We start from the raw sequence: 15,120 nt of genomic DNA, 5'->3' as shown, positions 1-15,120 counted from the left end.
ACCCTCAACTAGCACAAACGCTTTGGCACAACTTGCGCAGTTTCCCTCACCGGAGATGCTGATGAGTCGTGCCTGTCGAGGGGCTTCTCATGAACGTGCGGGCATTTGTTATCGCGACCTGTATCGGCACGGCATTCTTCGCGGCCGGATACGCGTGGAACTATCAGCCCGAGATCATCAACGCAAACGAGATATGGAGCATGTTCGAATCGGAGCATGGCAAGGCGCGGGCTGCCGTGTTGCGCGTCCTCGTTGCGCCGAATTCAGCTCACTTCAACGGCCTGCGAACGATCGATACGGACCAGGCAAAATACGTATGCGGCTCCGTAAAGGCGATGGACAAGGAGAGGCAGTATGTCGAGGCCGCATTCGTTTACACCGTCGCGATCGATTTTGCCCGTATCGACGACGACGGCCGGATGACGTCGCAGCGGTCTCCTTACAAGCCCTGCCCAGACGCGGCCGATAACAAAATTGCCGACCAGAACACGCTGATATCCCCTAGCGCGCTGTCAATGATCAAGACCGTCGAAAAAATCATCCCCAAGTCCAGCGGCGGAACGATGGAACAACAGCTTGGCCAGCTCGCCGGACAGACAGCGGCGGTCGCGCCAGGTTCGGCGGTCCCGCGGAGATCGGCCGGCTCATCGGGTTCGGCAGCCTCAGCGGGGGCAGGATGGGCGCCAGCCGCGCAGCATTCAGGTTCGGGCGTGGAGGCGCGACAAGCAGATGAACTGACGTGGCGTGTCGACCAGCCGCCGGCCGCATGGCCGAATTTCCCCTCGGACCATCCGCTGGCGAAATCGGCGCAGAAGCGGACGAGCGCCGAGGCCCTGGCTTTTGCAAGAGATGTCGAGGCTCGCTGGGAAGACGCCAAATCGTCCGGAGTTCCGGCCAAGCGTCCTCCGCCTGAGGAGATCAAGGAAGCATGCCGCGCGCTACTTACGATCGATCCCACGGACAAGGATTATCCGCGGGCCTGGGCCGCCTTTGTGCGGCTGCGCAAAATCGATCGCGACGCTGCTGGTTGAACTGGCGGGGATCTGTCCTAGCGCTTCGCCATCAGCTCGAGCGCCGGGGCAAAGCGCTCGGAAAACGTCAACGTCTTGGCATGGTGTACTGCGGCAAACGATGCCGATATCCCGGCTGAAGCGACCACGAGCAGGGCAACGGCGAAAACCAGACGGCGCATTTCGGCCTCCTGTGTGAGCTCGACAATCCCACAGATGGCACGGCTTTGTTTCAGCACCGCTTCGTGCGGACGGAAGATGGTTTCGCTCAAGAGGCTGTGATCAGATCCGGTTTGCGGAGCCGCATGCCGTACTGACGTGAGCGTTGCGCCTAATCATCGTCAGCCGGACCGCACCAGCCAGGCAGATAGATCGCATCCTTGCTCTTGGCTGAGGACATCGCCTTTTCGAGCGCCTTGTCAAAATTGGCGTCCACAGCCTTGCGCGACAGCTTTCGGCGCAGATAATCGGCCCACAGGAATTCGGAGAACGGCGTGGTGTCCTTGGCGAAGCCGCCCATGCGGCGCAGCTCGCCGGCAAGGCTCCGGAAGGGATCGTCCTTGAGGGCGACGACGGATTTCGGCAAATCGCGGAACGGGCGCCGTTCGCCCTTGGCGTCGTAAGGGTAAACCCAGCGCTTGTTGTCCATCACGCCCCAGAACGCTTCGCGCTCCACCATCCTGAGGTCGCCGACGATGGTGACCAGCACCTCCTTGACGCCCTCGTCGTGCAGAGCGCGACCGAGATGATGATGGTCAATCACGTAATAGCGCTCGTCGGGGCCATGCACGACGGGGATCATATGCTTGCCGAGCAGATCGGCCTGCTTTTTCTTGTCGTGCTCGCGCCAGCGCTTGCGCTTCTCCTTGACCTCGCGCATCCCGACCGTCATCTGCGTCGGCCGCAGCGACAGGATCGACACCGGATGCACTCTCGGTTCGCGCGTATTGGTCATGGTTGGAGAGCCCTTCACATGGTTGCAGCTGCGTGATCAGGTTCCCTGGACTATGCCATGGGCATTGCGCCGGCAATGCATTCGGCTGGGCGGAGATTATTGCATTGCACCCTCTGCAGGCCCGGAACGACCACGGTCCCGCGGTCCTTCGTTCGCAACCCTGCTAGATAGTGCGAACGCGCAATGCACGTGCGCGTTGAGAAGATTTTCTGCAACGTGTTCACCACGTATGCTATCTAAAAATCGCTGCTTCGGAGTGATCCCTGCACCATGACAACCCAGCGGCCCATAAGCTCGGATGACGAGCACCGGGTGCTCCAGTTCAGGCCGCGCACCTCGCCTTCCCCGACGGGCTACCGCGGCAACGCTAGCGTGCAGCAGTTGCGCGTCGCGCCCGAGCCGCTCGACCTGTCGCGCTACGAGCAGCCCCGCACTGAACCGGACGATTTCCGCCATCGCATGCTCGCGAATATCGCGGCGCTGGCCTTCACCATCGCACTGACCGCGATCGGGATCTGGCTCGCGGTGAGCATCGCCGACCTGCGCCGGACCCAGGATTGCGTGCTGATGGGCCGCCGCGACTGCGTCAAGATCACGACGCCGCACATCTAAGGCAAGACGTCTGGCGAGGCCCGCCGACGGTCCTTCGGCCGAAGCGGCTCAGCCGAGGCCTCCCCAGCCCTGTCCCCACACCCGCCGGCTCCATTGAACTCAGGGCGGCGCTCCGATATACGGGCTTTCGACCCGGCCAGAGGGGGGTTGAGGGCGTCATCGGGGCGCGATGCCCACCCACCGTTCCACTCTGGAAAATCTGACAAACATCTGCAATATATCAAAGGCTTAGTGATGTCCTCCACATTCGATCAGGTCGCTACGATCATCGCTGAAACCTGCGACATCCCGCGCGACACGATCACGCCGGATAGCCATGCCATCGATGACCTCGGCATCGACAGCCTCGATTTCCTGGACATCGCGTTCGCGATCGACAAGCAGTTCGGTATCAAGCTGCCGCTGGAAAAGTGGACCCAAGAGGTCAACGACGGCAAAGCCACCACCGAGCAGTATTTCGTGCTGAAAAACCTGTGCGCCCGCATCGACGAACTGGTTGCGGCCAAGGGCGCGAGCGCCTAAGCGCGCGGTCATGCAACTCGAATACTTCCACATGATAGATCGCGTCGTCGACCTCAACGTCGACGCGAAGACGATTGTCGTCGAGGCTCAGGTCCCGATGGAGAGCACCATTTTCGAGGGGCACTTCCCGGGCTATCCCCTGATGCCCGGCGTGCTCCTGATCGAATCGATGGCGCAGGCCTCTGGCTGGCTTCAGCTTGGCGTGCTCAAATTCGAGCGCATGCCGATCCTGGCTGCCGTCAAGGAGGCCAAGGTCCGCGGCTCGGTCTTCCCCGGCGATCTCATGAGCATCGAGGCGAGCCTGGCCCATCAGGGCTCGGGCTACGCCGTGACCGAAGCCAAGATCAAGGTCGGCGGCAAGCTGCGCGCGAATTCGACGCTGACCTTCACGCAGATTCCCTTTCCCCATGCGGATATGCGCGCCCACATGGACGCGGTCGCCAAACGCGTCGGCTTTCCGCAACAGGCCGTATCGCCATGACCGAGACTGCTTCGAAGCCCGCCCAGACGGAAGTCTGGATCACCGGCATTGGCCTGGCCACCTCGCTCGGCGAGGGCCTGGACGCCAACTGGGCCGCGCTTCAGGAGAAGCGCATCAATGTCGACGAGAAGGGCTTTGCGCCCTACATCGTGCACCCCCTGATGCCGGTTACCTTCGACAGCCAAATCCCGAAGAAGGGCGACCAGCGCCAGATGGAAGCCTGGCAGCGCATCGGCACCTATGCGGCCGGGCTTGCGCTCGACTCCGCCGGGATCAAGGGCAACAAGGATATCCTGTCGAAGATCGACATGGTCGTCGCCGCGGGCGGCGGAGAGCGCGATCTCAACGTCGACACCGGCGTGCTCACGGCCGAGGCCAAGGGTGCCAACGCGCCCGGCTTCCTCAACGAGCGGCTGATGAGCGATCTCAGGCCGACGCTGTTCCTGGCCCAGCTCTCCAACCTGCTCGCCGGCAACATCGCCATCGTGCATGGCATTGGCGGCACCTCGCGCACCTTCATGGGTGAAGAGGTTGCCGGCGCCGATGCCACCCGCATTGCATTGTCGCGCATCGCCTCCGGCGAGAGCGACATCGCCCTGATCGGCGGCTCGCACAATGGCGAGCGCAAGGACCTGATGGTCCTATACGAATTCGGCGACTTCAATCTCAAGGACAAGTTCGCACCCGTGTGGGCGCGCGAGGACAACGCCGGCTTCGCGCTCGGCTCGGCTGGCGCGTTTCTGGTGCTGGAGTCCAAGGCGCATGCGGAGGCGCGCGGTGCCAAGCCGTTCGCGAAGCTGTCGAGCGTCGTTGCCGACCTCGCCCGGCGCAAGACCCCCGGCGACATGGCCGCGACGCTGGAGAAGCTTTGGGCAAAGTTGCCGAAGCGCGACGGCAAGGGCGCGATCATATCCGGTGCGACCGGCGCTGAGCCGGCGACATCAGAAGAGCGCGGCTTCCTGAAGGGCCACGCCGAGTTCCCGGTGCGCTCGACCGGCACGATGTTCGGCCACACCATGGAGACGCAATTCCCGCTCGGTATCGCGCTCGCCGCGCTGTCGATCTCTCGCGGCGCGCTGTTTCCGCCGAACGATTCCACGGGCACCGAGATTGAAATGCAGGGAGCGCCCACCCAGATTGTGGTGGTGGGGGCCGGACACTGGCGCGGCGAAGGCATGGCGCTGGTCGAGGCAGTAAGCTAGAGCGCGTTGCGCTTTGGCAGGTTATTGTTTGGGCATGATCTTCTCGGAAAATCGCGTCACGCTTTTTCGGATCATGCTCCAGCTCAAGCGGGGATCGACATGACTGCACCACGCGACAAACTCGGGCGTCCCGTCGTCGTCGTCACCGGCATGGGCATCATGACCTCGCTCGGCAACGGCAAGACCGACAATTGGGCGAAGCTCGTCGCCGGCGAATCCGGCATCCGCACCATCACGCGCTTTCCAGTCGACGGCCTGAAAACCACGATGGCCGGCACGGTGGATTTCGTCAGCGTCGATCCGTTCTCCTCCACCGGCCTGTCCGAGCGGATGGCCGAACTGGTGACGCAGGAAGCGCTGGACCAGGCCGGCATCGGCGCCAAGGCGGATTTCCCGGGTCCTCTCTTCCTTGCGGTCGCACCTGTCGAAGTCGAATGGCCGCAGCGCCGCGAGCTCGGGCGCGCCGTCGGTAAGCTCGACTTCAATTACGACGATCTGCTGCGCATCTCCGGTGGCGGCAAGTACAGCGCCTATCACCACCGCTTCATGTTCGGTTCGGTCGCGGCCTACCTCGCCGAGACCTTCGGCACCAAGGGCTCGCCGATCTCGTTGTCGACGGCCTGCGCCTCGGGCGCGACCTCGATCCAGCTCGGCGTCGAGGCGATCCGCCGCGGCGAAACCGATGCCGCGCTGTGCGTGGCGACCGACGGCACCGTGAATCCGGAGGCGCTGGTGCGCTTCTCGCTGCTCTCGGCGCTGTCGACCCAGAACGATCCGCCGCAGGCGGCCTCCCGTCCCTTCTCCAAGAACCGCGACGGTTTTGTCATGGCCGAAGGCGCAGGTGCGCTGGTGCTCGAAAGCTATGAAGCCGCCACCGCGCGCGGCGCAAAAATCCTCGGCGTGATCGCCGGCTGCGGCGAGCTCACCGATTCCTTTCATCGCACCCGCTCCTCACCCGACGGCAAGCCGATCATCGGCTGCATGAACAAGACGCTGGCCGATGCCGGCATGACGCCGGACCAGATCGACCACATCAACGCGCACGGCACCGCGACGCCCGAGAACGACAAGATGGAGTACAATACGACATCGGCCGTGTTCGGCGACCTCGTCTCGAAGATTCCGGTCACCTCCAACAAGTCGATGGTCGGCCACACCATCTCGGCCGCCGGCGCGGTCGAGGCAATCTTCTCGCTGCTCACGCTCGAACATCAGCGCATCCCGCCGACGATCAACTACGACAATCCGGATCCCACGATCCTGTTCGACGTCGTCGGCAACAAGGCACGCGATGCCCGCGTCACCGCGGTGATGTCGAACTCGTTCGGCTTCGGCGGCCAGAACGCCTCGCTGATCCTGACCCGCGAACCGGCCTGACCGGACGCATGGCGCTGCTTCCTGCGAGGACGAAAGCCCGCGCGCGGGCGACGGCCAAATCGATCGGTGGAGGGCTGATCGGCGCCGCCACCGTCGGCATGTTGCGCACCACGCGTTATTTCGATCCGGCCAAGACCTCGGACTTTTTCGCGCGCGTCACCAAGACGATCGGTCCGCGCCTGCGCGAGCACCGCATCGGCCGCGCCAACCTCAGCGCGGCCTTTCCGGAGAAATCGCCCGAAGAGATCGAAAGCATCCTGATGGGCGTGTGGGACAATCTCGGTCGCGTCGGCGCCGAATTCGCCCATATGGACCACGTCTGGGACTACGACCGCGATCATCCGGAAAACAGCCGGATCGAACTGCCAAGGCGCAGCATCGAGCTGTTCGATCAGATCCGCGACGACGGCAAACCCGCGCTGATCTTCGCCGCGCATCTCGCCAACTGGGAATTGCCGGCGCTCGCCGCGGTCGCGCATGGGCTGGATACGGCGATCCTCTACCGCCGCCCCAATATCGCCTCCGCCGACCGCATCATCCAGGAGATGCGCCAGGTCAACATGGGCACGCTGATCCCGGCGGGGCGCGACGCGCCGCTGCGGCTCGCGCAGGCGCTCAAGGACGGCAAGCACGTCGCGATGCTGATCGACCAGTATCTGTCCGGCGGCGTCGAGGTCACCTTCTTCGGCCGCAAGACCCGCGCCAATCCGATGCTGGCACGCCTGTTGCGCCAGGTCGAATGCCCGATCCACGGCGTCCGCGTCATCCGCCTGCCCGGCGGCCGCTTCACCGCCGAGATCACCGAAGAGGTCCAGCCGGTGCGCGACGCCGACGGCAAGATCGACATCCAGGGCACCACCCAGGCGATCACGAGCGTGGTGGAAGGCTGGGTCCGCGAGCATCCCGAGCAGTGGCTGTGGCTGCACCGCAGGTGGCGGTAATCTTGTTCCGTCATTGCGAGCGACTTGTCCGCCGTAGCTCGAAGAGCGAAGGTGGAAGCGAGCAATCCAGAATCCTCCCGCGGAAAGATTCTGATTGGTTCGTCGCTTCGCTCCTCGCAAAGATGGGCGCGATTACCTTCCCGTCTTCACCCTGGTCCACAGCCGATTGATGACCCGCTGGGTCGCCGGCTCACGCGCCGTGATGACGAACAGCTTTGCGAGCATCGCCTCGTCCGGATAGATGTTCTTGTCGTTCAGAATTTTCGGGTCGACCAGCTTCTGGCTGGCGAGGTTGCCGTTGGCGTAGGACAGGAAGTCCGTATTCTTGGCGGCCACGTCCGGACGGTAGAGATAGTTGATCAGCTCGTAGGCTTCCTTGACGTTCCTGGCATCCGCAGGGATTGCGAGATTGTCGAAGAACATCTGCGCGCCCTCCTTCGGGATGGCGTAGCCGATCTCGATGCCGCTTTTGACTTCGGCAGCGCGGGCGCGGGCCTGCATGATGTCGCCGGACCAGCCGACCACGAAACAGATCTCGCCGGTGGCGAGCGCGCTTAGATATTCGGACGAATGAAACTTGCGCACGGCAGGCCGCACCTTGGCCACGACATCGGCGGCCTTGTCGAGGTCGGCCTGCTCGGTCGAGTTCGGATCGAGCCCGAGATAGTTCAACGCCGCCGGGAAGATGTCGTCGGCGGAATCCAGCATGTGGACGCCGCAGTCTTTGAATTTCGCGAGATTCTCCGGCTTGAACACGATGTCCCAGCTGTCGATCTTCGCATCCGCTCCGAGAATCTGCTTCAGCTTGGCGACGTTGTAGCCGATGCCCGTCGTGCCCCACATGTAATTGACGGCGTAGACATTGCCGGGGTCGTAGATCGCGAGACGTTCGGTCACCACCGGCCAGGCATTGGCCAGGTTCGGCAGCTTCGACTTGTCGAGCTTCTGGAAGATGTTGGCCTTGATCTGGCGCTGAAGGAAATAGGCCGTCGGCACCACGACGTCATAGCCGGACTTGCCGGCCATCAGGCGCGTCTCCAGCGTCTCGTTGGCGTCAAACGTGTCGTAGACCACCTTGATACCGGTCTCCCTGGTGAAGGCCTCGAGGACGTCGGGCGCCACGTAGTTCGACCAATTGTAGAAGTTGACGACCCGCTCCTCGGCCCCGGCGGGAGCGGAGAGCAACGTCAGCGCGGCGGCGATCGCGAGGCCAAAACCAAAGCGGCTGACGATCGTCATCTGCTACCTCTTGCGCCCGCGCACCGCGTCCGACAGCCGCTCCAGCGCGGTGTCGAGCGTCTCGTCCTTCTTGGCAAAGCAGAAGCGCACCACCGAGGTCACAGGGTCCTGCTCGTAGAAGGCCGATACCGGGATTGCCGCGACCTTGTAGTCCTTCACGATCCGCCAGCAGAACTCGGTGTCGCTCTCGTTCAGCCCGAGCGGGGACAGGTCGACGGTGAGGAAGTAGGTTCCCTGCGACTTCAGCACCGGGAAGCCGAGGCTCTCCAGTCCCTTGGCAAGGCGGTCCCTGCTCCGCGCCAGGTCCTTTCGCATCGACAGGAAATACTCGTCCGGCTTGCCGAGCCCGTAAGCGACGGCGGCCTGGAGGTTCGGCGCGGTGGTGAAGGTCAGGAACTGGTGCACCTTGGCGGCAACGCGCAGCAGCGGCGGCGCCGCGCAGACGAAGCCGATCTTCCAGCCCGTCAGCGAGAAGATCTTGCCGGCCGAGCCGACCTTGATGGTGCGGTCGCGCATGCCGGGAATGGTGATCAGCGGGATGTGCTTGTGCTCGTCGAAGGTGACGTGCTCCCAGACCTCGTCGCAGATCGCGATGACGTCGAACTCCTGGCAGTAGCGCGCCAAAAGCTCGAGGTCCTCGCGCGGAAACACCACCGCGGACGGATTCAGGGGATTGTTGAAGAGCACCGCCTTGGTCTTTGAATTGAAGACGCTTTTCAGCATGTCCTCATTCAGCCGCCAATGCGGCGGCTCGAGCCGGACCAGGCGCGGAATGCCGCCGGCCTGACGGATGATCGGCAGATAGGAATCGTACACCGGCTGGAAGCACACCACCTCGTCACCGGGCTGGACGACGGCGAGGATCGCCGAGGTCAGCGCCTCGGTGCCGCCGGAGGTCACCATCACCTCGCTCATCGGATCGAGCTCGAGGCCGTGCCAGTGGCCGTAATGGCTCGCGATCGCCTGGCGCAGCTCTGGCAGGCCCATCATCGACGGGTACTGGTTGTAGCCGTTCAGCGAGGCCTCGGCCGCGGCGCGGCGGATGTCTTCGGGGCCGGGATCGTCGGGAAAGCCCTGGCCAAGATTGATGGCGGCATTGTCGCGCGCGGCCTGCGACATCGCCTCGAAGATGGTGACGGGAAGGTCCGCGAAGACCTTGTTGAGGGACGAGCTCTTGGACATCGGCGGGGTCAGCCGCCGACCTTGCTGGGAAGACCCGCCGCCTTCCAGCCCAGCATGCCGCCGGCCAGATGCTTGTCGTAAGGCAGGCCTGCGGCCTGCGCTGCCAGCGAGGCCGTCACCGAACGCTTGCCCGAGCGGCAGGCGAACACGACCTCTTTGCCCGCGGGATCGGGGATCGCCTTGGGATCGAAGGTCGAGAGCGGCACGACCACGCCGTAGGGATAAGCCTCGGCCTCGACCTCGTTCGGCTCGCGCACGTCGACAAGGAGATAGCGCCCTTCCGCGACACCCTTGGAGACCTCGTCCGGGGTCAGATCCTGTACTTGATTTGCCACATCATCCTCCAACGTCGCGGGCCGCTGCCGGGCGATCCCGGCGGCCGGCAACCTCGCCTCTCGGCCGGTGAAAATCAAGCGCTACAAAGGCTTGAGCTGCCTTGCGCAAGTTAAAGCTAAATCGCAGCGACTTGAAGCGCGACCTTCCAACGGAGGATCAGATCGTCACTTTAGATGGTGACCTGGGTGCCGACCTCGACGACGCGGCCGGAGGGGATCTGGAAATAGTCGGTGGCGTCGTTGGCGGAACGGCTGAGCGAGATGAACAGCCGGTCCTGCCAGCGCGGCATGCCGGAATGGGCGGCCGGTTTGAGCGCCCTCCGCGACAGGAAGAACGAGGTCGACATGATGTCGAACTGCCAGCCGAGCTTGCGGGCGATCGCCAGCGCCTTCGGCACGTTGGGTGATTCCATGAAGCCGAACTTCAGCGTCACCTTGGAGAAGGTCGGCGAGATTTGTTCCAGCTTCACCCGCTCGGCCGGATCGATGCGCGGGGTCTGTGCGGTCTCGATCGTGAGAATGACGTTCTTCTCGTGCAGCACCTTGTAGTGCTTCAGACTATGCATCAGCGCGGTCGGCGCGCTGACGGGATCGCTGGTCAGGAACACCGCGGTGCCGGGCACGCGCTGCGGCGGCCGCTTCTCCAGCATCGCCACGAGGTCGGCGAGCGGGAATTCGAGCTTGCGCGACTTCTCGAACAGCAGCCGGCTGCCGCGCCGCCACGTGTACATCAGCATCATCATGACTGCGCCGAGCGCCAGGGGCACCCAGCCGCCCTCAAACACCTTCAGCAGATTGGCGGCGAGAAAAGTCAGATCGAGGAACAGGAACGGCGCGATCAGGGCGGCGGCCGTGAACGGCGACCATTTCCAGACCTTCCAGATCACCACAAAACCCATCATCGCCGTGACCACCATGGTTCCGGTGACGGAGATGCCGTAGGCCGAGGCTAGCGCGGTGGAAGAGCGGAACAGCAGCACCAGCAGGACCACCGCCATCAGCAGGAGCTGGTTGATGCGCGGGATGAAGATCTGGCCCGAATGGGCTTCAGAGGTATGGCGAATTTCAAAACGCGGCAACAGACCGAGCTGGATCGCCTGACGCGTCAGCGAATACGCACCGGTGATGACCGCCTGGCTCGCGATGACTGTTGCGGCGGTCGCCAGCACGACCATGCAGCCGCGGAAAAAACCTTGCGGGAAGAGCTGAAAGAACGGGCTGACGATCGCGCCGGGATCGCCGAGCACGAGGGCGCCCTGCCCCAGATAGTTCAATGCCAGCGACGGCACCACGATGAACAGCCAGGCGGTCTGGATCGGCCGCTTGCCGAAATGGCCGAGGTCGGCATAGAGCGCCTCGGCACCGGTGACCGCCAGAAACACCGCGCCGAGCGTCACGAACCCGATGATGCCATGGTGGATCATGAAGGACACGGCGTAGAGCGGGTTCAGCGCCAACAGCACCTGTGGCTGCTGGATGATCGGGTGGATCGCCGCGATCGCGATCACGGCGAACCAGACGCACATGATCGGGCCGAAGAAGGCGGCGACGCGAGCGGTGCCACGGGACTGCACGGCAAACAGACCGACCAGGATGATCACGGTCAGCGGTACGATGTAGGGCTCGAAGTGCAGGGTGACGTCCTTCATGCCTTCGATCGCCGACAGCACCGAGAGCGCCGGCGTGATCACGGCGTCGCCGTAGAACAGGGCGCCGGAAATGATGCCGAGCAGGACGATGGTTGTTCCGCGGGTGCCGACTGCGCGCTGGGCCAGGGCCATCAGCGCCAGCGTGCCGCCCTCGCCGTTGTTGTCGGCGCGAAGCAGGATCACGACGTATTTGAGCGTCACCACGATGATGAGCGCCCACAGGATCAGGGAGAGCACGCCGAGCACGGCCGCCGGCGTCGGCAGCCCCTCCGCGCCAGAAGCCGCCATGACCGCCTCGCGGAACGCGTAGAGCGGGCTGGTGCCGATGTCGCCGTAGACGACGCCGATGCTGCCGAGTGTCAGCGCACCGAAACCGGCGGTGGTGTGGGCATCGCCATGCCCATTGGCCGCCGCCGCTTCCGGGGCGGAAATCGCTACATCACTTGTCATGGGAGAGCCTGATGGCCTCTGAAATGCTTCACTGCACAACGGCAGAAGGGCGCGCGGCTTATAGGCCTGCGCTACCGGCATAGCCTAGCCCGATTTTGGGGCCTAGACATGCAGTTTTGCATGCCTTCGCCAGTCGCTGCTTAGATGGTGACCTGGGTTCCGACTTCAACCACCCGCCCGGTGGGAATCTGGAAATAGTCGGTGGCGTCGTTGGCGGACCGGCTCAGCGCTATGAACAAATGATCCTGCCAAAGCGGCATGCCGGACTGCGCCGACGCCTTCAGCGAGCGCCGCGACACAAAGAACGAGGTCGACATGATGTCGAACTGCCAGCCCTGCTTGCGCGCGATCGCGAGCGCCTTGGGCACGTTGGGCTGCTCCATGTAACCGAAGCGCAGGCGGACCTTGAAGAACTTGTCGCTGATCTTCTCCATCCGGAAACGCTCCGACAGATCGACCCGCGGCGTATGCGCGGTCTCGATGGTCAGGACCACGTTGTGCTCGTGCAGCACCTTGTTGTGCTTGAGATTGTGCAGCAGCGCGGTCGGCACGAAGGAGGGATCGCTGGTCAGGAACACCGCGGTGCCCTTGACGATGTGCGGCGGCCGCTTCTCCAGGCTCCGGATCAGATCGTCCAGCGGCACCTCGATGCGGCGCGTTTTCTGGATCAGGATCCCCGACCCTCGCCGCCAGGTCCAGATTGTCCCGGCCATGATCACGCCGAACAGCAGCGGCACCCAGGCGCCTTCGAGCAGCTTCAGGAGGTTCGCGCTGAAGAAGCTGATGTCGACCACGACGAAAGGCAGGATCACCGCTGCGGCCGTGGCCGCGCGCCAGTTCCACAATTTCCAGATCACGATGAAGCCCATGATGCCGTCAGCAACCATGGTGGTGGAGACCGCAATACCGTAGGCCGAAGCCAGATTGGTGGGGGTGTGGAACAACAGCACCAGCAGCATCACACCGATCAGCAGCAGCCGGTTTACACGCGGCAGATAGATCTGGCCGGCATGAGTTTCCGAGGTGAAGCGCACCTCGAAGCGCGGCAGGAGGCCGAGCTGCACTGCCTGATAGACCAGCGAATAGGCCCCTGTGATCACCGCCTGGCTCGCGATCACGGTCGCCGCGGTCGCAAGTCCGACCAGCGGCAGCACGAAATGCTCGGGCACCATGCGATAGAAGGAGTGTTCGATCGCGCTGGGATCCGACAGCACCAGTGCGCCCTGCCCGAAATAGTTGATCAGGAGCGCAGGCAGCACGAAGAACATCCAAGCCGACTGGATCGGCTTGCGGCCGAAATGGCCGAGGTCCGCGTAAAGCGCCTCGCCGCCGGTCACCGCGAGGAACACCGCGCCCAGTGTCACCAAGCCGATCGTGCCGTGCGACAGCAGGAATTGCAGCGCGTAATAGGGATTGATTGCTGCCAGCACCGACGGGTCGTCGGCGATGTGAACGGCGCCCAACACGGCAAGGACGGTGAACCAGACGACCATCACCGGCCCGAAAGCCGAGGCGACCAGCGCCGTACCCTTGCTCTGGACCGCGAACAGCAGCGCCAGGATGAGAACGGTCAGGGGAACGACGTAGTGCTCGAAGGCAGGTGTTGCGAGCTTCAGACCCTCGACCGCCGACAGCACCGAGATCGCCGGCGTGATCATGGAATCGCCGATGAACATGGAGGCGCCTACCACGCCAAGCGCCGTCAGGAACCAGCTCCGCCGCCCGAGCGCGCGCTGACCGAGCGCCATGAGGGAAAGCGTGCCGCCCTCCCCGTTGTTGTCGGCGCGCAGCAGCAGCAGAACGTATTTGGCGGTGACGACGATCAGCAGCGCCCAGAGGATCAACGAGAGCACGCCGAGCACCATGACCCGCGAGACCGGCTGACCGTGGGCCGCGCCCCTGACCGCCTCGTGGAATGCGTAGAGCGGCGAGGTGCCGATGTCGCCGAAGACGACGCCGATGCTCCCGAGCGTCAGGCCCCAGAAACCCGAGCTGACCGGTCCGTCCGGAGCTTCGGTCGATGTGATGCTCGCCGTCATATGAAACTGGAACGCTTTTGCCCTAGAATTGATCCGGCGCCTTTTGACGGTTCCGGCGCCCCTGTCAATCGGCACATCACCATAGCAGGCGCCGGGGCAGATGCTGTGACGGCGCAGCAACGGTCGTCGCCCACGCGACGACATGCCTCAGGTAAGACGGTGGCACAAGAGCCCTGAGCCTTTCCGTCCCCGATCGAAGGGGAATTGGCTCTACATCCTTGTTTTGTCGCGCTTTCTTCGCGCGAAACAGGGTCCGCTTCGCTCGAATGCGCCCTACGGCTTCAGATTCGGTGGCAGCGGCGGATCTTCGCGCATCAGGGTGATGGTCACCCGCCGGTTGGCTGCGAGCGAGGGATCGTCCGGAAACAGCGGCTGGGTATCCGCCTTGCCGGCGACGGCGAAGACATGGGCGGCCGGCAGGCCCTCGCGTTCGAGGATCTGACGCACGGCATTGGCGCGGTCGGCCGACAGGTCGAAGGCGCCGTAGTCGCTGCGGGTCGGCACGAAACCAGCCGCGGTGTGGCCGGCGATGGAGACGCGCAGCGGCGTCGCCTTGAGCGGGACAGCGAGCTTTTCGATCAGGCGACGGGTGCGGTCATAGGGCACCTTGGAGCCGTCGGCGAACATCGAGCGGCCGTCCTGGTCCACGATCTCGAGGTTGAGGCCCTGCTTGGTCTCCTCGAACATGATGTGCTTGGACATCTCGGTCAGTTCCGGCATGTCCTGCAACGCCTGGCGCAGCGAGGCCGCCGCCAGCGCAAAATTGCGGTCGACCTTGATCTTGGCGCCCGACGTGCGGTCCCGATCCTCCTGGTCCGGCGTGGGCGTGTTGGAGGAGTCCTCGGGCTGAATGTGATCGACGTTCTTCAGCCGAGGGCGGGTCGGCAGGCCGTCGGACTCGACGATACCGGAATAGCGCGCTTCGGTCTGGACACCGAAGGCGTCGCGCATGGAGCCTGCGACGACCTTGAGCTTGTTGGCATCCTGCGTCGAGAACGCGACGAGCATCACGAAGAAGCTCATCATCAGGCCCATCAGGTCGGCGAAGGTCACGAACCAGCCGTGACCGCCTCCGTGTGAATCGCCGCGCTTCTTCTTGGCCATGTCTCAAATCCCGACGCGCGGC

General features: G+C 63.9%; 15 protein-coding genes. 7 read left to right on the top strand and 8 right to left on the bottom strand.

Annotation, left to right across the window (positions count from 1 at the left end; all coding sequences use genetic code 11):
• Window positions 1-89: 89 nt before the first annotated feature.
• A complete protein-coding gene (locus tag IVB48_RS37555; protein WP_247408129.1) occupies window positions 90-1,031 on the top strand; it encodes a hypothetical protein in 942 nt (313 codons plus the stop codon).
• A gap of 17 nt (window positions 1,032-1,048) precedes the next feature.
• On the opposite strand, the gene IVB48_RS37550 is transcribed toward IVB48_RS37555, so the two are convergent.
• The gene (locus tag IVB48_RS37550) at window positions 1,049-1,282 is read right to left on the bottom strand and encodes a hypothetical protein (RefSeq protein WP_247408127.1); all 234 of its coding nucleotides are present in this window, start codon (window positions 1,280-1,282) and stop codon (window positions 1,049-1,051) included.
• 59 nt (window positions 1,283-1,341) lie between these two features.
• Window positions 1,342-1,965 (bottom strand): ParB-like protein, encoded by a 624-nt coding sequence (locus IVB48_RS37545; protein WP_027569451.1) that lies wholly within the window; start codon window positions 1,963-1,965, stop codon window positions 1,342-1,344.
• 270 nt (window positions 1,966-2,235) lie between these two features.
• On the opposite strand from IVB48_RS37545, the gene IVB48_RS37540 reads away from it, so the two are divergent.
• From IVB48_RS37540 to IVB48_RS37515, 6 genes are all read left to right on the top strand, one after another.
• Window positions 2,236-2,577 (top strand): hypothetical protein, encoded by a 342-nt coding sequence (locus tag IVB48_RS37540; protein WP_247360403.1) that lies wholly within the window; start codon window positions 2,236-2,238, stop codon window positions 2,575-2,577.
• Window positions 2,578-2,811: 234 nt separating this feature from the next.
• A complete protein-coding gene (locus IVB48_RS37535) occupies window positions 2,812-3,099 on the top strand; it encodes an acyl carrier protein (protein ID WP_007592476.1) in 288 nt (95 codons plus the stop codon).
• Window positions 3,100-3,109: 10 nt separating this feature from the next.
• Complete coding sequence (locus tag IVB48_RS37530; RefSeq protein WP_007608856.1) at window positions 3,110-3,580, top strand: 3-hydroxyacyl-ACP dehydratase FabZ family protein; 471 nt, start codon at window positions 3,110-3,112, stop codon at window positions 3,578-3,580.
• Entirely contained in the window at window positions 3,577-4,782 is a 1,206-nt protein-coding gene (locus IVB48_RS37525; RefSeq protein ID WP_247408125.1) for a beta-ketoacyl-ACP synthase, read from the top strand. The genes IVB48_RS37530 and IVB48_RS37525 overlap by 4 nt, the downstream gene beginning before the upstream one ends.
• Before the next feature lie 99 nt (window positions 4,783-4,881).
• Entirely contained in the window at window positions 4,882-6,159 is a 1,278-nt protein-coding gene (locus IVB48_RS37520) for a beta-ketoacyl-ACP synthase (RefSeq protein ID WP_027569448.1), read from the top strand.
• An 8-nt stretch (window positions 6,160-6,167) separates the two neighbouring features.
• Window positions 6,168-7,100 carry a lipid A biosynthesis lauroyl acyltransferase gene (locus IVB48_RS37515; RefSeq protein ID WP_247408123.1) on the top strand — a complete coding sequence of 311 codons (933 nt, stop codon included), beginning with the start codon at window positions 6,168-6,170 and terminating at the stop codon, window positions 7,098-7,100.
• A 132-nt stretch (window positions 7,101-7,232) separates the two neighbouring features.
• Here IVB48_RS37515 and IVB48_RS37510 read toward each other — a convergent pair whose 3' ends face one another.
• The 6 genes from IVB48_RS37510 to IVB48_RS37485 all read right to left on the bottom strand — a co-directional run bounded on the left by IVB48_RS37510 (window position 7,233) and on the right by IVB48_RS37485 (window position 15,098).
• Window positions 7,233-8,339 carry a polyamine ABC transporter substrate-binding protein gene (locus tag IVB48_RS37510; protein ID WP_247408122.1) on the bottom strand — a complete coding sequence of 369 codons (1,107 nt, stop codon included), beginning with the start codon at window positions 8,337-8,339 and terminating at the stop codon, window positions 7,233-7,235.
• 3 nt (window positions 8,340-8,342) lie between these two features.
• Window positions 8,343-9,521: an aminotransferase gene (locus IVB48_RS37505; RefSeq protein ID WP_027569445.1), complete on the bottom strand. Its 1,179-nt coding sequence runs from the start codon at window positions 9,519-9,521 to the stop codon at window positions 8,343-8,345.
• A gap of 8 nt (window positions 9,522-9,529) precedes the next feature.
• The gene (locus IVB48_RS37500) at window positions 9,530-9,856 is read right to left on the bottom strand and encodes a rhodanese-like domain-containing protein (RefSeq protein WP_015686918.1); all 327 of its coding nucleotides are present in this window, start codon (window positions 9,854-9,856) and stop codon (window positions 9,530-9,532) included.
• Between the two features lie 170 nt (window positions 9,857-10,026).
• A complete protein-coding gene (locus IVB48_RS37495; protein WP_247408120.1) occupies window positions 10,027-11,955 on the bottom strand; it encodes a potassium transporter Kup in 1,929 nt (642 codons plus the stop codon).
• A 140-nt stretch (window positions 11,956-12,095) separates the two neighbouring features.
• Complete coding sequence (locus tag IVB48_RS37490) at window positions 12,096-13,994, bottom strand: potassium transporter Kup (protein WP_247408118.1); 1,899 nt, start codon at window positions 13,992-13,994, stop codon at window positions 12,096-12,098.
• A gap of 273 nt (window positions 13,995-14,267) precedes the next feature.
• On the bottom strand, window positions 14,268-15,098 hold the full coding sequence (locus tag IVB48_RS37485) for a flagellar motor protein MotB (RefSeq protein ID WP_007592497.1): 831 nt from the start codon (window positions 15,096-15,098) through the stop codon (window positions 14,268-14,270).
• Window positions 15,099-15,120: the final 22 nt, after the last annotated feature.

Origin of the sequence: Bradyrhizobium sp. 76 (assembly GCF_023073025.1) — a bacterium.
Taxonomy (GTDB): domain Bacteria; phylum Pseudomonadota; class Alphaproteobacteria; order Rhizobiales; family Xanthobacteraceae; genus Bradyrhizobium.
Note: the sequence above shows the minus strand (reverse complement) of the source record. Positions and strands in the feature narration are given on the sequence as shown.